Below are 17,786 nucleotides of genomic sequence, written 5' to 3'. Positions count from 1 at the left end.
AGTACGGGTACGGCGGCTGAGCAAAAGTCAGACACCCTGCTGGTGCAGGGTGTCTGAGATTCGTCGTCACCTTATCCGGTGGCTGTTCGAGCGGAACCTCTCCGGCCGACTCCGCGACCTGTCACCGTAGGCCGGGCGGCCGGGCGGCCCGGGGTCACCTCCCGCTGAGCGCCGAGTGCTGTTCCGCGCCGCGGTGCCGGTGGCCAGGGACCAGGTCGTGCGCGGCGGCCAGCGGGGACTGCCCGCGACTGCGCCTCGCACCGCCGGCGTGGTGGGCGAACGGGGTGGCCATCGGCCCGGCTCCGGCTGTGCGGGGCATGCCCGACCCGGCAGCGGGCATCCATTCCATGGCCCCCGGCTCCATGGCTCCCGACATACCAGGCATGCCCGGCATGGCCATCATTCCCTTGCGTCGCAGCAGGTCCTCCGCGTCGCGACGCAGCTTCTTGGACTGGTGAGCCGCCATGACGGCGCTCCCTCCTGGTCCGCGCCCCGGCCGCACACGACACGCGGGGGGCTTATGGGGTAGTTCGACCAGTTTAGGGAGTCGCGCCGCCAGGGAGCCACGCGGAATATCTTTCACGAGTAAAACACCTGCTAATATTCATGGCATGGTCGGCTTCCCTTCCCTCCCCCTGCGCGGAACTCTCCGCCTGCGTCCCGCCGTCGGGCCGTGGCACCGTCCTGCCCTGAGCGTCGCGGTCGCGACGCTGCTGCCGAACCTGCTGCTGCTCGTCCTCGGGCGGCTCGACCTGGTGCTCTACACCTCCGCCGGAACGATGTGCGCACTGTTCACGCACGCCCTCCCGTACCGGGAGCGGGCACGCGCGCTGGCCTGGGTGGTGCTGGGGATGGCCGCGACGGTGGGCGTCGCGCTGACCGCCGCCGCGACAGTGCGGTCGACCGTCGTGCTGATCGCGCTCGCCGCGCTGCTCGCCTGCCTCCACAAGCTGCTCTGCGACGCGACGCGGCTCGGGCCACCCGGCAACGTGATCTTCACCTTCGTCGGGGCGTCGGCGTTCTTCGTACCGCAGCGACTCGGCGAGATCCCGGCGCATCTCGGGCTGGTCCTCGTCGGCGGCGCGGTCGCCTGGGCGGTCTGCCTGGCTCCGGCACTGGTCAAGCCGCACGGTCCGGCGCTGACGCTGGGCGTCCCGCGTGCGCCGCAGGGCCTGGGCAGCCTGCTGCCGCTGGCGGTCAGGGTCGGCGTGAGCTGCGCGTTGGCCGGGTGGGCCTCGCTCGCGGCCGGGGTCGGGCACCCGTACTGGGCCGTGGTGACGGCGGCGGCCGTCCACCGCGCCAACACCAGCGTCTCCTGGCAGCGCGCGCTGCAGCGGACCGTCGGCAGCCTGCTCGGCCTGGTGCTCTTCACCGCGACCGTGCCGCTCAGCCGGGCCTCGGGTTACGGCGCGCTGGTCGCACTGCTGCTGATCGGCGGGTGCCAGATCGGCGCGGAGGCGACGATCACCCGCAACTACTGGGTGGCGCAGGTCTTCGTGACGCCGATGGCACTGCTGCTGGTCTCGATCGGCGACCTGGCCGGCACCGGATCCGCCGAACCCGTGAGCGCGCTGGTCGGCGACCGTTGGCTGGACACCGTGCTCGGCGCGGCGTTCGGCATCCTCAGCGCGGTGCTGGTCACCAACCGCCGTGCCAGCGACCGGCTGGCGCGGGCGCTGCGGCGCACCGAGGCGGCGGTCGCCGCCGTACCGCAGGTCAGCCGGGTCCGGCTCGCCGACTCCCTGCACGAGCTGCGTGAATCCGCGGACGGTCATGCGGGAGAGTGGTGGCAGCGACCGATCGCGATCGAGGAGGTACAGCGCGTGGAACGCGAAGGACACCGGGTGCTCGCCCTGCTGGGAGAACGGGAGTCCGCCGATGTCCGAGCTGCCTGACGGGACGGACGCACACGGGGAGACCCGTGGCGAGGACATCGTCACCGGCGTCATGCGGCAGTGGCGGGCCGTCCACCCCGACCTGGACGTGGAGCCGATGGGCTTGGTCGGCCGGATCAACCGCTGCGCCGCGCTGCTGCAACAGGCCTCCGACGACCAGCTGCGTCACGAGGAGCTGACCCGCGCCGAGTTCGATCTGCTTGGGACGCTGCGCCGCTCGGGCCGATCACTGACCCCGGGCGAGCTGGTCCGCGAGACCTTCGCGTCGGGCGCGGCGGTCACCAAGCGGCTGCGCCGCCTTGAGGAGCGCGGCCTGGTCGAGCGCCGGTCGGACGGCCGTGACCGCCGCGTCGCCCGCCTGACGCTGACGGAGGCCGGTCAGAAGCTGACCGACCGCATTCTGCCCGCCCAACTCGCCTTCGAGCGCTCGCTGTTCTCCGGCCTCCCGGCCACCGAACGTGCCGGGCTGGCGGACGGACTGGCCGACCTGCTGCTCCTGCTGGAAGGCCGCCTCGCGCGTACCCTGGGCTGAGACCGTTACGGCCGGCCCTGAGCCATAAGACAGGCCCCCTGAGCCATGAGACAGGCCCTAAGCGTCGGCGGCGGCACGGGGCGCTCCGCGGACCACCAGGGTGTCGAGGAGGTCGCGGGTGGCCGTGGCAACGGCCTCGACGGCCTCGTCGAAGACCTCCCGGTTGTGCGCGGCCGGGGCGCGGAAGCCGGAGATCTTGCGCACGTACTGCAGCGCGGCGGCGTGGATGTCGGCCTCCTGTGGATCAGGGGTGACCGGGGCGCGGAGGGTCTTGATCGATCGGCACATGCATCCAGCGTAGGACGTGCCTGTGACAGTCCGAGAAGGCCGGAAACGGTGGCGTGCGGGTGGGGCGTCGGCGGCCTACAGTGCAGGGAGTAGGACGACGCGTACGCACCGGCCAGGAGGTACAGATGTCCCAATCCGAGGATGAGTCGCGACCGACCCCGGACCGGCTGCTCCACACCGGGGCCGAGCACCCCGTCGACCCCGAGGACATGGTCCGCGCCAGCGGTCGGGAGCCCACGCCGGAGCTGATCGAGAAGGCGCGCAAGGCCCTCGAGAAGGAGGGGGCGGCGGCGGTCGAGCGCCTGCTGCCCTGACGGTGCCCGCGGCACACCGGGTGCGGCGGCCGACCGGTCCAGTCGCTCGCCGCACCCCGGTCGCGGCTGCGCGCCCCTAGGCCCTGTACCTCCCACTCCGCCGCGCTGAGCACTACGCCTCGCGCTACGCCGCGCTGAAGCGGATGGCCACCGGGCGGCCTCGGGTCGACCCGGCGGGACGGGTCTGCGCGTGCCGCTTGACCAGGCCGCGGTTGGCCGCGCTGTGGAGCACGAAGCGCAGCCAGTCCGCGTCCGCCCCGATCAGCGCCGCGATCTCCGGCGCGCTCCAGTGCCGCTGCGGCTCGCCCGCCAGCACCTCCATCGCGCGGTCCAGATGCCGCCCCGGCCGCTCGCGCGACGCGCCGTCCGCCACGCTGCCACCCGCTCCACCGGTGATCGACCGGCCGGTGATCGACCCGCCGGTGGCCGAGCCGTTGACCCCGCCCCCGTTCGACGCCGACCGTGCCGATCGTGCCGGCCCACGCATCGACCCGCGCCCCGGCGCGGGGACGCGTGGCCGGGCCAGCAACGCGGCATGCGGCTCGTCCTCGGCCGGCTCGCGGCCGTCGAGCAGGGCTTGCAGCCGGTCCTGCGCGCCCACAATGCGCGTCAGTTCCCGGACGATGCTGTCCAGTTGTTCCAGCCGGAGCTGCTCGATCCGCACCCTGTCCTCGAAGATGGCCAAGCAGCTGACCGGATCGGCCACCATGTCGGCAGGTGTCAGGTCCGCGATCACGGCCGTGACGCTAGCGGCCCATGGAGGCAGCGGGCCAGCGAGCCCGGCCCCTTCCACTCAAACGAAGGAAATGGCGAAACCTCGGTGGGGACTTGGTGGGGACAACCCCCTGCCGAATCCACCGGTCGGCGGGAGAGCCACAGCAGCGGCCCCGGCGGCGAGATCGCCGTGGGGCTGGCGACCCGGCTCCCGGTGTTCGCGGCCGCACTGCTGATTGCACGTCAGATGTGGGCGGGCCAAAGCTGGTAGGCAGCGGGCATCCGCACCCCGGTGGCCGCGATCGTTGCGAAACCTCCCCAAAGGGCACGCTTCGCCTGCAATCCCCGCTGTTAGCGTGGCTGGCCGCGCCGCCCATACCGACGGAGGAGAGCCCCCAAGTGACCCATCCCTATCCCGAGGACGACGGACCGCGGATCGATGCCGGACGCCTGTGGGGCGGCGGCATCGCGACGGCCGTGGTGGCGGGGCTGCTCACCGAGGTCGGCATTCTGATCGCGCGTGGAATGCTTCACCTCGCCATCCTCGCTCCTCAGGGCGAGGGCCTGTGGGGCGACGCCAGCACCACCAGCTACGCGGTGGCCGCGGGTGTCGTCGCCCTGGTCGCGACCGGCCTGCTGCACTTTCTGCTCTCGACGACGCCGAGCGCCACGGTCTTCTTCGGCTGGATCATGGCCCTGCTGACCGTCGTCGCCGTCATCATGCCGTTGAAGGTCGTCGGCACGAGCACGGAGGTCATCGCGACGGTCACACTCAACCTCGTCCTCGGAGTCGTGGTCACCCTGCTGCTGATCAGCGCGGCCCGCGGAGCCCAGGAAACCGCGCGACGACGCCCGTACGCCCAGCCCCAGGGCCGTCCCCAGCCGCAGCGCTACGACGCGCGCGAATGGTGACCGGTCTGTGACCGGTCCGGCGGCGGGTCTGCGGTCATGACTCGGGCGGGTCGGCTCCGGTAGGCAGCCGTGGTTCGGCTTCGAGGCGGGCGAGTTCGGCCTCGGTGAGCAGCCGGGAGCGGATCAGGAAGCGGACTCCCTCCGGGGCCTCGACCGAAAAACCGCTGCCTCGGCCGGGCACGACGTCGACCGTCAGATGCGTGTGCTGCCAGTACAGGAACTGATCGGCGCTCATCCAGAACGGGGTGTCGCCGTCGACCTGCCCGAGCAGCACGTCCTGGCCGCCCACACGGAACTCCCCGCGCGGGTAGCACATCGGCGAACTGCCGTCGCAGCAGCCGCCGGACTGGTGGAACATCAGCGGGCCGTGCTGCCGCGCCAGCCGCCGCAGGAGCACGGCGGCCGGCGCGGTCAGCTCCACCCGCGCGGTACGCGGGCCGGGGGCCATCAGAAGAAGCCGAGCTTCTTGTCGGAGTAGCTGACCAGCAGGTTCTTGGTCTGCTGGTAGTGGTCCAGCATCATCTTGTGGTTCTCGCGCCCGATGCCCGACTTCTTGTACCCGCCGAACGCGGCGTGCGCCGGGTAGGCGTGGTAGCAGTTGGTCCAGACACGGCCCGCCTTGATGGCCCGGCCGAAGCGGAAGGCGGTGTTTCCGTCGCGGGACCAGACGCCCGCGCCGAGGCCGTAGAGGGTGTCGTTGGCGATCCGCAGCGCCTCGTCCTCGGTGTCGAAGGTGGTGACCGAGACGACCGGACCGAAGATCTCCTCCTGGAAGATCCGCATGTCGTTGCGGCCCTTGAAGACCGTCGGCTCGATGTAGTAGCCGCCCTCCAGTCCCGGGACCTTGCGCGGACCACCGCCGGTCAGCACCTGCGCACCCTCCTGCACACCGATGTCCAGGTAGGAAAGGATCTTCTCGTACTGGTCGTTGCTGGCCTGGGCGCCGATCATCGTCGCCGGGTCCAGCGGGTCGCCGCCCACGATCGCCTCGGTGCGGCGGAGGCAGCGTGCCATGAACTCGTCGTAGATCGAGGAGTGGACCAGCGCCCGCGAGGGGCAGGTGCAGACCTCGCCCTGGTTGAGCGCGAACATCACGAAGCCCTCGACGGCCTTGTCGAGGAAGTCGTCGTCGTGGGCCATCACGTCCGGCAGGAAGATGTTCGGGCTCTTGCCGCCCAGCTCCAGCGTCACCGGGATGATGTTCTCCGACGCGTACTGCATGATCAGACGCCCGGTCGTGGTCTCACCGGTGAAGGCGACCTTGGCCACGCGCGGGCTGGACGCCAGCGGCTTGCCTGCCTCGACGCCGTAGCCGTTGACGATGTTGACGACACCGGGCGGCAGCAGGTCGGCGATCAACTCCATCACCACCAGGATGCTGACCGGGGTCTGCTCGGCCGGCTTGATGACCACACAGTTACCGGCCGCGAGCGCGGGGGCGAGCTTCCATGTCGCCATCAGGATCGGGAAGTTCCACGGGATGATCTGCCCGACCACGCCCAGCGGCTCGTGCAGGTGGTATGCGACGGTGTCCTCGTCGATCTGGGAGATGCTGCCTTCCTGCGCCCGGATCGCGCCCGCGAAGTAGCGGAAGTGGTCCACCGCGAGCGGCAGGTCGGCGGCCAGCGTCTCGCGTACCGGCTTGCCGTTCTCCCATGTCTCCACGACGGCGAGGCGCTCCAGGTGCTGCTCGATCCGGTCCGCGATCCGGTTCAGCGTGTTGGCACGCTCCGTCGGGGACGTCCGCCCCCACGCCTCCGCCGCGGCGTGGGCGGCGTCCAGCGCCCGCTCGATGTCCGGCGCGGTGGAGCGGGCGACCTGACAGAACGTCTCACCGGTCACCGGTGTCGGGTTGTCGAAGTAGCGGCCCTCCGCCGGAGCGACCCAGTCACCGCCGATGAAGTTGTCGTACCGGGGCTTGAAACTGACGATGCTGCCCTCGGTCCCGGGCTGGGCGTAGACCATCGCGTCCTCCTCGTCGAGCACGTCCGGTGAATCCGGTGAATCCGGTGAGTCGCCGCACACTCTCGCCGACGGAGGTTGGCAAAAGGTTGGCGCCGCGTCCCGCGCTTCCGGCGCGTCAACTCCGGGGAACTGCCGCGGTGAACGCGTGGGCCTGGGCCGACGGTGGCTGCCAAGGCAGCTGGAAGCCTGGTCCGCAAGTTGCAGAAAATGCTTTCAGAAGCCTTGACGCCGCCACCGCAGGGCGGGATTGTCATGGTCCGACGCACCGTGCCCGGGATGCGCGGTGCCTCGGCCTGACCAGGAGGCTTCCCCGCCGATGCGCCTGACCCATCGAAAGACCAGCTGCCGAAGGACCCGCCCCCGAAGGACCACGACAGCCCTCCGCCGGATGGCGGCGCTCGCCGCCGCACTCGCGTTGCTCGGCGGCGGGGCCGTGACCCGGTCTGCGCCCGCGCATGCCGACGCACCCGCGGAGGTGAGTCTGGGGGGGACGTTCGACACGGCGATCGGCTGCTCCGCCACCTGGCAACCCGCCTGCGCGCAGGCGCAGATGACGCTCGCCGCGGACGGCCGGTGGAAGGCGTCGCTGGACCTGCCCGCGGGGAGCTACTCGTACAAGGTCGCCATCGACGACGCGTGGACCGTCAACTACGGCGCGGGCGGGGCGCCCGGGGGCGCGAACATCGAGATCACCGTCCCCGCCGGCGGGGAGGCGGTCGCGTTCGTCTACGACCCGGACACGCACGTCGTCACCGACAACTCGGCCATGCCGGTCGTCACCGCCACCGGCGACTGGCAGACCGCAGCAGGCTGCAGCGCGACCTGGGACGCCACCTGTGCGGGCACCACGATGACGGATCCGAACGGCACCGGGGTCTCCACCTGGTCCACCACCGCGATCCCGGCCGGGACCTGGAACACCAAGGTGACCCTCGGACAGTCCTGGACCACCAACTACGGTGCGGGCGGCGCCGCCAACGGTGCGAACATCCCCTTCACCGTGCCGGCCGACGGGGACACCACGACCTTCTCCTACAACGAGGCCACCCACCTGCTGACCGTGGTGAGCAACTCGGGCAGCACCGCGCCGCTCGACACCCTCGGTGCGCTGTACACGTCGACCGCGACGACCTTCCGCATCTGGTCGCCGGACAGCTCCAATGTCACCCTCAGCGTCAGCGGCAGCAGCTACACCCTCACCCCGACCACACTCGCGGGCTACTCCTCCGTCTACCAGACCGTGGTCACCGGGAACCTGCTCGACCAGGACTACCAGTTCTACGTCAACGGCGTTGCCGTGCCCGACCCGTACGCGCAGATGGTGGTGCCGAACACCACCGAGGGCGTCGTGGTGGACACCGCCGCGGTGACGCCGACGGACGGGGGCTGGGATCCGCGACCCGCGCTGGTCAACCGGACGGACGCGGTCGTCTACGAGTTGAGCGTCCACGACTACACCGTCGACCCGAGTTCGGGCGTCGACCCGGCCAAGCGCGGCAAGTTCCTCGGCCTGGTCGAGAACGGGACGACCTACGACGGCGTCAGCACCGGGATCGACCACCTCAAGCAGCTGGGCGTCACCGCGGTCCAGATCATGCCTGCCTTCGACTTCGGCAGCACGGTGCCCAACTGGGGCTACGACCCGGTCGACTACAACGTTCCCGAGGAGCAGTACTCGCAGTTCACCGCGCCGGAGGACCGGATCCGCGAGTTCAAGGACATGGTCAACGCGTTCCACAAGAACGGCATCCGCGTGATCATGGACGTGGTCTACAACCACACCTACAGCAAGAACGTCTTCGGCAACATCACCGGCAAGTACTACACGTCGACCGACCTGTCCGGCACCGGCAACTCGATCGACGACGGCAACCCGATGGTCAGTCAGATGATCCAGGACTCGCTCGAACACTGGGTCCGCGACTACAACGTCGACGGCTTCCGGTTCGACCTGGCGGGCGTCCACTACTACAACAACGTCTACAACTGGACGAACTACCTGGAGACCACCTACCCCGACCGCGACCTGATGTTCTACGGCGAGCCGTGGAACGGCGGGGCCAGCGACCCGAACGAGCCGCAGAAGGTGCGCTACGGCAACATGCCCGCTCTCGCGCCGGTGCACTTCGGGGCCTTCAACGGCGTCTACCGCGACGCGATCCGGGGCGGCACGGACGACAACGTGATGGCGTACATGGGTGACAACGGCAATCCGTCCGCCATCGCGTTCGGGATGACCGGCTCACCGACCGACGCCGACAGCACCACGCCCGTCTCCTCCAACCTGTGGACCCCGGCGTTCGCGCTCAATCCCGAGCAGACGATGAACTACGTCTCGATCCACGACAATCTCAACCTCTACGACAAGATCACCTACTCCGGGGCGACCGGCGGAGCGTCAGGAGCGGCCGGGGCGATCGACAGACTGGCCGTCGGCACGATCCTCACCTCGCAAGGCGTTCCGGTGATCGCCGAGGGCGACGAGTTCCTGCGCTCAAAGGTGGTGAACGGCGACTACACGACGGCGATGAACTCCTACAACGCCCCGGACCCGGTCAACGCGATCCACTGGGGCGACCTGGTCACCAACGCCTCGATCGACAGCTACTACCAGGCCGCGATCGCGCTGCGGAAGGCCACCGCCTCGCTGCGGCTGACGACCTGGTCGGCCGTCAAGAACCAGATGACGACGCAGGTCAACGGCTCCGTCGTGGTCGCCGAGACCAGCGACAACCCGGCCGCGCCGACGACCTACGACACCGTGGTGGTGGTCAACCCCACCACCAGCGCCTACAACGTCACGCTGCCCGCCGGGACGTGGACCAAGGTGCTCAACTCCCAAGGGGCCACCTCCGCGACCGACACCTCGTGCGACCCGCAGGCGGTGACCGTCTTCACGGCGAGCTGAGGCACTGCCCGGACCGTCGGCGGACCGCCTCCGCGAGCTGCGGGGGCGGTCGGCCGCCGGTGGGCGTCATGCGGCCTGCCCGTGCTCGGCCTGACGGTGACGGTTCCGCATGACGCGCACGTCGGTGAGCCGGGACAGGTCGCCGCTGAGGAGGGCGGCGCGCGCCTGCTCGCGGAGTCGGCCACACTCTTCGCAAAGCGGGCCGGGTCGCTCCCGCCACCCGCCCGTATCGTCCGCACGCTCCATCGCCGCCTCCTCGTCCTGGCCGATCAGCGGCTTTCGTCCGCCGCGCTGTCGACGCTATGGGGGTGATGGGCGTCAGTCATTGGCACTTTGGTGCGTGATCGACCAGAAGTGCCACCGGGCGTTACAGCGGCAGTTGCACCGCTTCCGCAAGGGCGCGCATGTCCGGAGTGAGCGTGCGGCGGCGCGCGATCACCAGTCCCAGGATGTCGCGGGCGTAGCGCTGGTTGGGCAGCCACTCCGGGGCCTCGTGGCTGATCTGCGTGAGGACGGAGACAGCCTCCCCGTACCGGCGGAGTCTGGTGTGAGCGTTGGCGACGTCGAGCAGGTGCCGGTTGCGGTTGTTGGACGTCGGGCGCAGTCCGCCCGTCGGGAGGCGCGCGGCCAACTGGAGCACGAGGTCGGGCTTGTCGTCGATCATCGCGTTCTCGGCGCGCTTGAGCTCAACGGTGAGCGGGCCGAAGGTTTGCAGGAAGTCGTGCTTGGGCGCGTACTCGCGTCCCATCGCGAGGGCTGCGGTCCTGGCGTACCTGAGGGTGTCGTCCGCCTCGCCCTCGCGCGCGTCGCGGATGGCCGCGGCTGAGGCGCGCAGCAGCAGCCAGCCCCAGGCGCTCAGCTCGGCCGGCGTGGCCTTCGACAGCCGCGGCTCGGTCTCGTCAGCCCACTGCGTCGCCAGTTGACGCGCGTCAGCCAGTCGTCCCCTGCGCAACAGCAGCCAGCACATGGTGCTGACCGTCGTCGCTGCCTGCACGCGGTCCGGCGCTTCGTCCAGGGCGCGCTCCAGTGCTTCCTCGGCGGCGTCGAACTGCCGCGTCTGGGTGAGCAGCCAGCCCGTGAGGTGCAGCAGGCGCGCCCGTACCGCCCGACCCTCCGGGCCCATGCCGGCGACCTCGTCGGCGTCGCGCAACAGCGTGGGCAGCAGCTTGCCCAGCTCGGAGAGCCGGTCCCCCGAGAACAAGGGCAGTGCCGCGTCGAGCGTCGCCTGCACGCCTACGACGGTCGGAGCCTCGTTCATGTCGCCGGGCCGCTGCGGCGGGCCGAGCAGGGCTTGCCGAACGGGTGCCCACCGGTCCACGGTGGCGGTGCCGGCTGTCTCCTCGTGGGCGTCGACGATCAGGCGCGTGGTCGGTACGCGAAGCGTGACGGCCAATTGCCGGACCGTCTCCAGCCATGTGTCCTGGCGCTCGCCCTGTTCCAGCTTGCGGATGAGGGACAGCGAAACGCCGGACTCGCCGGCCAGCTCACGCTGCGTCAGCCCGCTCCGCTTGCGGATCTCCCGCAGCCGTTCGCCCACGTTCGCACCCATGCCTCCGAGCGTACGCGCGCTCCAGACGGCGTGGAGCCGATCAACGCGCTCGCCTGTTCCGCCCACGAATTGGTCTAGACGTTATTGGTCTGGACCTATTGACGACGACTCGGCAGATCCGATTCACTGGGCACAACGCTGAGTGGGGTGTACATGCCATACAACCCCGCCGCCCGCCCTCCCCCACACCTCGCCGAGAAGGAAGCACAGCCATGCCTCCACTCACCACACGCGCGCGGTTATGGTTCGCCGCGATGGCCGCAGCCGCCGTGGTCGTCGCCCTGTCCTCCCTGCTGCTCGGGTCGCCCGCATCGGCCAGCACCACCACCACCCGGCAGCCGCAGGCAGCGAGCTCACTGCCCGCCTGCCCGTTCTGGGCCTCCGGGATCACGCCGCCGCCCCGGACCACCACCCCCTGGGTCCCGCCGCTGCAGACCGCCTCCGCCGTCGACTTCTCCACGCGGCCGGCCGCGCCCACGATCAGCGGCACGCTGACGAACGGTCAGGTCACGGTCACCGTCAACCCGGTGCCGAACGCCGTGGCCTACAAGGTGTGGCGCGACGGCGTGGACATCGGCTACATCAGCTACTGGGGTCAGACCGGCCCGCTGACCGTCACCGACACCGCGCCGTGTCAGGGCGCGTACTACGACGTCGTGGCGATGTACGACACCAGCAACTCGGACGCCTCGCTCGGCCAGCTCTCCGTTCCGTACTGGCTCGGCGCGGACGGGACGCTCGCTCCGGGCGCGGGTGACGTGCCGGTGGGGACGCAGATCCCCATGATGGTCACCTCCTACGACAACACCGGCCAGACGGCCTCCGGATACAACTCCCAACTCGGCGTCTGTGCAACCGATCCACGGGTGATCCCGTGGGGCACCTACTTCACGGTTCCGGGCTACGGCACCTGCTACGCCGCTGATCTCGGCACCTGGATCCAGAACGACACCGTCGACGTCTGGCTTCCGGGCGACCAGGCGAACAACTGGGGTGTGCAGGACCGGACAGTCACGGTGATCGCCGATCCGTACGCGAGCGGAGGCGGCTCGCCGAGCCCCTCGACATCGGCGTCGGCGTCCGCATCGGCGTCGGCGTCGGCGTCGGCGTCGGCGTCCGCATCGGCGTCGGCCTCACCGAGCCCGTCGGCCAGCGCGTCGCCGTCGGTCAGCGCTTCGCCGTCCCCCTCCCCGACATCGAGCGGTGCCGCAACCTGCGCGACGGCGTGGAGCGCCGCCACCACGTACGTGACAGGTGCCGTGGTCTCCTACAACGGCGAGAACTACACCGCGAGTTACGGCTCCACCAACGCCGCGCCGGGTGCCGCGACCTCCTGGGCCGTGTGGACCGCCGACGAGCCCTGCACCTAGGCACCTAGCGACCCAGCCAGCGACGGAGCAGCGACTGCCTACGACCGCAGGAGGCGCTGCTCCATCGACCACGTCACCGACCCGGACTGCCCGGCCCGTCCACGATCCGGTAGCCGACCGTGGGGACGGTGGTGATGACCGGCGGATCGCCGAGTTTGCGGCGGAGTCGGCCGACGGTGACGGCGACCGTGTTGGTGAACGGGTCGGCGTGTTCGTCCCAGACCTGTTCGAGCAGGGCTTCCGCGCTCAGGAACGCGGGGCTGGCCTGGAGCAGTGCCACCAGGACCTCGAACTCCTTGACCGAGAGATCCAGTCGGCGCCCGTCGCGGGTCGCGCTGCGCCGGACCGGGTCGAGTTCGATGTCGGCGGCGCGCAGCAACCGGGCCTTCGCATAGGGGCGGCGGCGCGCCAACCCACGGAGCCGCAGCACGAGTTCGGGGAAGTGGAACGGCTTGACGAGGTAGTCGTCCGCGCCCAGGCCCAGGCCGCCGACGCGGTCGGCAGCGGAGTCCGCGGCAGTCAGCATCAGCACCATCGGCCGCTCGTCCCGCTCGGTGATCATCTGGCACAGGGTGTCGCCATGCAGGCCCGGCAGGTCCCGGTCCAGGACCACCACGTCGTAGCCGTTGACGTCCAGCTTGGCCGCCGCCTCCAAGCCGTCATGGGCGACGTCGACAGCCATCCCCTGGTCACGCAGGCCCTCGACGACGATCTCCGCCAGCGCGCGGGCGTCCTCCACCACAAGCACCCTCATGGCGCGTCCGCCTCCTCGACCTTGGCCTCCACCTCGACCTCGACCTCGGCGGGCAGGGTGACGACGACGCGCAGACCGCCGCCGACCCGTGCCGTGAGCTCCAGTCGGCCGTCGTGCGCAGCGGCGACGGCCGCGACGATCGCCAGCCCCAGCCCCGATCCGGTGGTGTCCGTTCGTCCCGGTCCCGCTCGGCGGAACGGGCGGGTGAGTTCGGCCACCTGATCCTCCGTCAGTATCGAACCACCGTTCTCGACGACCAGTTCGACCTCGGTCCCCGCCTCACCGATGGCGACCCGGACCCAGCCGCCCGGCTCGTTGTGGACGACCGCGTTGTCGACCAGGTTCTCCACCAACCGCCGCAGCAGCGTCCGGTTTCCGCGCACCAGAGCGCCGGGCGCGGCATCCAGCACCTGATCGACGGAGAGACCCCGCGCGGCCAGCGCCTCCTCGGCAAGGTCGTTCAGCGGGACGGACTCCGGCTCCGGCAGGTCGTGCTGGGCGCGGGCCAGGGTCAGCAGCCCGTCCAACAGCCGGTCGACCTGGTCGAGTTCGGTCCGTACCCGGCCGGCCAGGACGCGGGTCTGCTCCGGCAGCGGGCTGGGCTTGGCCAGCGTGACGTCCACCGCCGCACGCAGGGTGGCCAGCGGGGTGCGTAGTTCGTGCGAGGCGTCGGCCACGAAACGGCGCTGTGCGGCAAAGGAGTTCTCCAGGCGGGAGAGCAACTCGTCGACGGTGTCGCCCAGGTCGCGCAGTTCGTCGTGCGGGCCGTCGACGGCGAGGCGCTCGTGCAGGCTGTCGGCGGAGATCCGTCGGGTGGCGGCGGTCATGGCGCTCAGCGGGCGCAGCACCCGACCGGCGGCGTACCAGCCGAGCAGCAGCGAAAGCAGACCCATCACCAGCAGTCCGACCGCCGAGCCGAGCAGCAACTGCTCGTTCTGCCGGGCCTGCGCCTGCGCGAGCTGGTGCTGAAGGCTCGCGATCCGTGCCAGCGCCGCAGCCGACGCGCCGTACAACGCGCCACCGGAGCCGGGCCCCGGCCCGACGTCGACGGAACCGCCCGCGAAGGCGGCGACCACGGCCAGCGTCGCGGCTCCGGAGGCCAGGAACAGCCCTGCGTACAGGTAGGTGAACCGCCAACGCACGCTGCGGCGACGCGGCCCACGCCCGGACACTCCCTCGTCCCTCACCAGCGCTCCTCACTCGTTCACGGTCACGGTCACGGTCACGGTCACGCCTGATCAGGCTAGGCGAGCCGACCTAACAGCGGCATGACAGCGGCCGTTCCGGCCTTGTCATGCGCCCTCGCGCAGCCTGGCGACACCGAGTACGGACGGACGAGTCGGAGAGGTGACCGATGGACGGCGGGATCGAGATCGAGGGCCTGCGCAAGCGCTTCGGCGCGACCCAGGCGCTGGACGGGATGAGCTTCGTGGTGCGGCCGGGCCGGGTGACCGGCTTCGTCGGGCCGAACGGAGCGGGCAAGTCCACCACGATGCGCGTGGTGCTGGGGCTGGACGCGCCCGACGCGGGCCGCGCGCTGGTCGGCGGGCATCCGTACCGGAGTCTTGCGGAGCCGCTGCGCCGGCTCGGCTCGCTGCTGGACACGGGTGCGCTGCAGCCGAGCCGCACCGCCCGCAACCATCTGCTCTGGCTCGCTCACACACAGGGCCTGCCACAGAGCCGGGTCGACCACGTGCTCGGCCAGGTCGGGCTGGCCGACGCGGCGCGGCGCCGGGCGGGTGGCTTCTCCCTGGGGATGCGGCAGCGGCTCGGAATCGCGGCCGCGCTGCTCGGCGATCCACCCACGCTGATGCTGGACGAGCCCTTCAACGGCCTGGATCCGGAGGGCATCCGGTGGATCCGCGCGCTGCTCGTCTCGCTGGCCGCAGAAGGTCGCGCCGTGCTGGTGTCCAGCCATCTGATGAGTGAACTCGAAGGCGTCGCCGACCACCTGGTCGTGGTCGGTCGAGGGCGTGTCGTCGCCGACACCGGCGTGCGCGAGCTGCTGGACGGCGTCGCCGCGGGCCGGGTGATCCTGCGGACCACCTCCCCGACGGCGGCTGCGACGGTCCTCGCCCGGGCCGGGGCCACCGTGCGGCCGTCCGGGCCGGACGCGCTGACCGTCACGGGTGTCAGCGGCGAGGCGATCGTCTCCCTGCTCGCCGGCAACGGTGTCTCCTTCGCCGAACTGTCGGCGCACCGGGTCACCTTGGAGGAGGCCTACCTCGAACTGACCAGGGAGGCCGTGCAGTTCCGCGCCTCGTCCGACCCGGAGGCCGGGCGATGAGGACGACGAGGGAGGTCAGGAAGATGAGGCCGACGGGGTCGATGAGGACTCTCCATGCGGAGTGGACCAAGTTCCGCACCGTGCGCGGCTGGGTGCTCGGCTGCGTCGGCGCGGCGCTGGCCACGGTGCTGTTCGTGCTGATCGGCACGGTCTCGTCGAACCAGCACCCGGGCGGCGCCGCCGCGCTCCCGGTCGGACCGGGCGGGGAGGCGGTCGACGACAGCTACTCCTTCGTCCACCGCACGCTGACCGGCGACGGTTCGCTCACCGTGCAGGTCACCGCACTCACCGGCGTGCTCAGCGACCCGAACGGCGGCCCTGGTCGCACGTCACCGGGCGTCACGCCGTGGGCCAAGGCGGGGATCATCGTCACGCCGAGCCTCACGCCGGGCTCCTCGTACGTGGCGGTGACGGCGACCGGCGCCCACGGCGTCCGGATGCAGGACGACTATGTCCACGACCGCGCCGCCGACCTGACAGGTGTTCCGTCCCCGGCCACACCGCAGTGGCTGCGGCTGGTCCGGGCCGGGCGAAACGTGACTGGCTACGACTCGACGGACGGCACCCACTGGACCGAGATCGGCACCGCCTCGGTCCCGGGGGGCGCCGTCCAGGCGGGGCTCTTCGTCACCTCCCCCGCCGCCGTGCAGACGGACGGAGGCGGCGGCAGTTCCCCCGCCACGGCAACGGGCACCTTCGGTCGGCCCGCGCTCACGGGAGCGTGGCAGGGCGGCTGGGCCTACGCGCAGGTCGGCCAGGACGCGGGCGCCTCCGGCAGCTACGTGCCCGGAACGACCGGGGGCTACCGCGCGAACGGGGACGGGGCCGGGGTCGGCTTCAGCATCACCGGCGCGGGCGACATCGCGCCGGTCGTCGGCGGACCGGCCGGTGGTCCGGCGTTCACCGTCGAGACGTTCCTGGTCGGTACCTTCGTCGGTCTGATCGTGCTCGGCGTGCTGGCCGCGCAGTTCGCAGCCGCCGAGTACCGACGCGGACTGCTCGGCCTCACTCTGGCCGCCACCCCGAAGCGAGGCCGGGTGCTGGGTGCGAAGGCCGTCCTGGTCGCTGCGGTCGCCTTCGTGGTCGGCGCAGGTGCGGCCGCAGTGACCCTGCCGTTGGGCGAAGCACGCGCTCACGCCGTGCACTTCGCGGTCCTGACGGTGCCGGCGGCGGAGCAGCTGCGAGCCGTACTCGGGACCGGCCTGCTGCTGGCTGCGGCAGCGGTCCTGGCGCTGTCGCTCGGCGTGCTGCTGCGCCGCAGTGCCACGGCGATCACGGCCCTGGTCGCGGTGACCGTCCTGCCCTACCTGCTGGCGCTCGGCGGCATGCTGCCGACCGGTCCGGCCCAGTGGCTGCTCCGCCTCACCCCGGCGGCCGGCTTCGCGGTCCAGCAGGCCCTGCCGCGCTACGAGCAGGTGCTCTCCGTCTACACCCCGGCCAACGGCTACTTTCCGCTGCCGCCCTGGGGTGGGTTCGCGGTACTCGCCGGGTGGGCACTCGCCGCCCTGGCCGCCGCGGCGTTCGTGCTGCGCCGGAGGGACGCATGAACACCGTCGTGCTGGGGCGTGCCTGCCGCGCGGAGTGGACCAAGTTGCGGACGGAGACGGGCTTCCGGTGGCTGCTGGTCGGCCTGGTCGCGGTCACGGTGGCCGTGGGCGCGGCGAGCTGTGACGGGGCACGGAGCGTCGGAGACCCCGCACGGCTCGCGCTCAGCGGGGTGACAGCGGGTCAAGCGGTGGCCGTGGTCCTGGCGGTGCTGAGCGTGAGCGGCGAGTACGGCAGCGGGCTGATCCAGCTGACGCTGTCCGCGGTGCCCGCGCGGACGACGGTTCTGGCCGCGAAGGCGGCGGTGCTGAGTGCGACCGTCGCGGTGACGGGCGGCGTCGCGGTCCTCGGGTCGCTGCTCCTCGGCCACCTACTGCTGGCGGGCGGACCTGCCCTCACCGACGGGTCCTCGCTGCGGGCTGCCCTCGGGTCCGTCCTCTACCTGGTCCTGGTCACGCTGTTGGCGCTGGGCGTCGGCTTCGCGGTCCGGGACGGCGGGGTGGCGTCGGGCACGGTGCTGGCGCTGCTGTACCTCTTTCCGCTGCTCACCCACGTCGTGACGGATCCCTGGCTGCAACGGCAGTTGGCCCGCGTCGGCCCGATGCCCGCCGGGCTGGCCGTGCAGGCGACGACCGGCCTCGACAGGCTGCCGATCGGTCCGTGGACGGGGCTGGGCGTGCTGGCGCTCTGGACCGGCGCCGCGCTGCTGCTCGGCGGTGCGGTCCTGCGGCGGCGCGGCGCCTGAGACGCACG

General features: G+C 71.2%; 17 protein-coding genes. 9 read left to right on the top strand and 8 right to left on the bottom strand.

Annotation, left to right across the window (positions count from 1 at the left end; all coding sequences use genetic code 11):
- Positions 1–154: 154 nt before the first annotated feature.
- Complete coding sequence (locus ABH928_RS22405; RefSeq protein WP_370069221.1) at positions 155–466, bottom strand: hypothetical protein; 312 nt, start codon at positions 464–466, stop codon at positions 155–157.
- Positions 467–611: 145 nt separating this feature from the next.
- On the opposite strand from ABH928_RS22405, the gene ABH928_RS22400 reads away from it, so the two are divergent.
- Positions 612–1,895 carry an FUSC family protein gene (locus ABH928_RS22400; protein WP_370069219.1) on the top strand — a complete coding sequence of 428 codons (1,284 nt, stop codon included), beginning with the start codon at positions 612–614 and terminating at the stop codon, positions 1,893–1,895.
- Positions 1,879–2,427 carry a MarR family winged helix-turn-helix transcriptional regulator gene (locus ABH928_RS22395; protein WP_370069217.1) on the top strand — a complete coding sequence of 183 codons (549 nt, stop codon included), beginning with the start codon at positions 1,879–1,881 and terminating at the stop codon, positions 2,425–2,427. Before ABH928_RS22400 ends, ABH928_RS22395 begins: the two co-directional genes overlap by 17 nt.
- 57 nt (positions 2,428–2,484) lie before the next feature.
- Here ABH928_RS22395 and ABH928_RS22390 read toward each other — a convergent pair whose 3' ends face one another.
- Entirely contained in the window at positions 2,485–2,715 is a 231-nt protein-coding gene (locus ABH928_RS22390; protein WP_370069215.1) for a DUF2277 domain-containing protein, read from the bottom strand.
- Positions 2,716–2,840: 125 nt separating this feature from the next.
- Here ABH928_RS22390 and ABH928_RS22385 point away from each other — a divergent pair, with 125 nt between their 5' ends.
- Positions 2,841–3,029, top strand: a complete 189-nt coding sequence (locus ABH928_RS22385; protein ID WP_370069213.1) for a hypothetical protein — start codon at positions 2,841–2,843, stop codon at positions 3,027–3,029.
- A 124-nt stretch (positions 3,030–3,153) separates the two neighbouring features.
- Here ABH928_RS22385 and ABH928_RS22380 read toward each other — a convergent pair whose 3' ends face one another.
- Complete coding sequence (locus ABH928_RS22380; RefSeq protein WP_370069211.1) at positions 3,154–3,765, bottom strand: hypothetical protein; 612 nt, start codon at positions 3,763–3,765, stop codon at positions 3,154–3,156.
- Between the two features lie 377 nt (positions 3,766–4,142).
- Between ABH928_RS22380 and ABH928_RS22375 the strand changes: the two genes are divergently transcribed.
- Positions 4,143–4,655 (top strand): DUF6069 family protein, encoded by a 513-nt coding sequence (locus ABH928_RS22375; protein ID WP_370069209.1) that lies wholly within the window; start codon positions 4,143–4,145, stop codon positions 4,653–4,655.
- A gap of 34 nt (positions 4,656–4,689) precedes the next feature.
- Here ABH928_RS22375 and ABH928_RS22370 read toward each other — a convergent pair whose 3' ends face one another.
- Positions 4,690–5,103: a DUF779 domain-containing protein gene (locus ABH928_RS22370; protein WP_370069207.1), complete on the bottom strand. Its 414-nt coding sequence runs from the start codon at positions 5,101–5,103 to the stop codon at positions 4,690–4,692.
- Positions 5,103–6,620 carry an aldehyde dehydrogenase gene (gene adh, locus ABH928_RS22365; RefSeq protein ID WP_370069353.1) on the bottom strand — a complete coding sequence of 506 codons (1,518 nt, stop codon included), beginning with the start codon at positions 6,618–6,620 and terminating at the stop codon, positions 5,103–5,105. Before adh ends, ABH928_RS22370 begins: the two co-directional genes overlap by 1 nt.
- A 388-nt stretch (positions 6,621–7,008) precedes the next feature.
- Between adh and ABH928_RS22360 the strand changes: the two genes are divergently transcribed.
- Entirely contained in the window at positions 7,009–9,528 is a 2,520-nt protein-coding gene (locus ABH928_RS22360; RefSeq protein WP_370069205.1) for an alpha-amylase family glycosyl hydrolase, read from the top strand.
- Positions 9,529–9,895: 367 nt separating this feature from the next.
- Here the strand turns inward: ABH928_RS22360 and ABH928_RS22355 are convergent, their stop codons facing one another.
- Positions 9,896–11,077, bottom strand: coding sequence for a helix-turn-helix domain-containing protein (locus ABH928_RS22355; protein WP_370069203.1), 1,182 nt, complete (start codon positions 11,075–11,077; stop codon positions 9,896–9,898).
- A gap of 254 nt (positions 11,078–11,331) precedes the next feature.
- Between ABH928_RS22355 and ABH928_RS22350 the strand changes: the two genes are divergently transcribed.
- Positions 11,332–12,447 carry a 3D domain-containing protein gene (locus tag ABH928_RS22350; RefSeq protein ID WP_370069201.1) on the top strand — a complete coding sequence of 372 codons (1,116 nt, stop codon included), beginning with the start codon at positions 11,332–11,334 and terminating at the stop codon, positions 12,445–12,447.
- 73 nt (positions 12,448–12,520) lie between these two features.
- Here the strand turns inward: ABH928_RS22350 and ABH928_RS22345 are convergent, their stop codons facing one another.
- Positions 12,521–13,201, bottom strand: coding sequence for a response regulator transcription factor (locus ABH928_RS22345; protein ID WP_370069199.1), 681 nt, complete (start codon positions 13,199–13,201; stop codon positions 12,521–12,523).
- Positions 13,198–14,388, bottom strand: a complete 1,191-nt coding sequence (locus ABH928_RS22340) for a sensor histidine kinase (RefSeq protein WP_370069197.1) — start codon at positions 14,386–14,388, stop codon at positions 13,198–13,200. Before ABH928_RS22340 ends, ABH928_RS22345 begins: the two co-directional genes overlap by 4 nt.
- 167 nt (positions 14,389–14,555) lie before the next feature.
- Here ABH928_RS22340 and ABH928_RS22335 point away from each other — a divergent pair, with 167 nt between their 5' ends.
- Genes ABH928_RS22335 through ABH928_RS22325 form a run of 3 tightly spaced genes read left to right on the top strand, consistent with a single transcriptional unit; the run spans position 14,556 to position 17,778 of the window.
- Complete coding sequence (locus ABH928_RS22335) at positions 14,556–15,488, top strand: ATP-binding cassette domain-containing protein (protein ID WP_370069195.1); 933 nt, start codon at positions 14,556–14,558, stop codon at positions 15,486–15,488.
- 41 nt (positions 15,489–15,529) lie between these two features.
- On the top strand, positions 15,530–17,035 hold the full coding sequence (locus ABH928_RS22330; RefSeq protein ID WP_370069193.1) for a hypothetical protein: 1,506 nt from the start codon (positions 15,530–15,532) through the stop codon (positions 17,033–17,035).
- Positions 17,032–17,778, top strand: a complete 747-nt coding sequence (locus tag ABH928_RS22325) for an ABC transporter permease (RefSeq protein WP_370069191.1) — start codon at positions 17,032–17,034, stop codon at positions 17,776–17,778. Before ABH928_RS22330 ends, ABH928_RS22325 begins: the two co-directional genes overlap by 4 nt.
- Positions 17,779–17,786: the final 8 nt, after the last annotated feature.

The sequence above is a fragment of the Streptacidiphilus sp. MAP5-3 genome (assembly GCF_041262505.1).
In the GTDB taxonomy this organism is placed as follows: Bacteria; Actinomycetota; Actinomycetes; order Streptomycetales; family Streptomycetaceae; genus Streptacidiphilus.
Note: the sequence above shows the minus strand (reverse complement) of the source record. Positions and strands in the feature narration are given on the sequence as shown.

Coding starts and splice junctions, on each gene's coding strand:
- ABH928_RS22405 (WP_370069221.1), bottom strand. CDS start 466: ATGGCGGCTCACCAGTCCAAGAAGCTGCGTCGCGACGCGGAGGACCTG.
- ABH928_RS22400 (WP_370069219.1), top strand. CDS start 612: ATGGTCGGCTTCCCTTCCCTCCCCCTGCGCGGAACTCTCCGCCTGCGT.
- ABH928_RS22395 (WP_370069217.1), top strand. CDS start 1,879: ATGTCCGAGCTGCCTGACGGGACGGACGCACACGGGGAGACCCGTGGC.
- ABH928_RS22390 (WP_370069215.1), bottom strand. CDS start 2,715: ATGTGCCGATCGATCAAGACCCTCCGCGCCCCGGTCACCCCTGATCCA.
- ABH928_RS22385 (WP_370069213.1), top strand. CDS start 2,841: ATGTCCCAATCCGAGGATGAGTCGCGACCGACCCCGGACCGGCTGCTC.
- ABH928_RS22370 (WP_370069207.1), bottom strand. CDS start 5,103: ATGGCCCCCGGCCCGCGTACCGCGCGGGTGGAGCTGACCGCGCCGGCC.
- adh (WP_370069353.1), bottom strand. CDS start 6,620: ATGGTCTACGCCCAGCCCGGGACCGAGGGCAGCATCGTCAGTTTCAAG.
- ABH928_RS22360 (WP_370069205.1), top strand. CDS start 7,009: ATGGCGGCGCTCGCCGCCGCACTCGCGTTGCTCGGCGGCGGGGCCGTG.
- ABH928_RS22355 (WP_370069203.1), bottom strand. CDS start 11,077: ATGGGTGCGAACGTGGGCGAACGGCTGCGGGAGATCCGCAAGCGGAGC.
- ABH928_RS22350 (WP_370069201.1), top strand. CDS start 11,332: ATGGCCGCAGCCGCCGTGGTCGTCGCCCTGTCCTCCCTGCTGCTCGGG.
- ABH928_RS22345 (WP_370069199.1), bottom strand. CDS start 13,201: ATGAGGGTGCTTGTGGTGGAGGACGCCCGCGCGCTGGCGGAGATCGTC.
- ABH928_RS22335 (WP_370069195.1), top strand. CDS start 14,556: ATGGACGGCGGGATCGAGATCGAGGGCCTGCGCAAGCGCTTCGGCGCG.
- ABH928_RS22330 (WP_370069193.1), top strand. CDS start 15,530: ATGAGGACTCTCCATGCGGAGTGGACCAAGTTCCGCACCGTGCGCGGC.
- ABH928_RS22325 (WP_370069191.1), top strand. CDS start 17,032: ATGAACACCGTCGTGCTGGGGCGTGCCTGCCGCGCGGAGTGGACCAAG.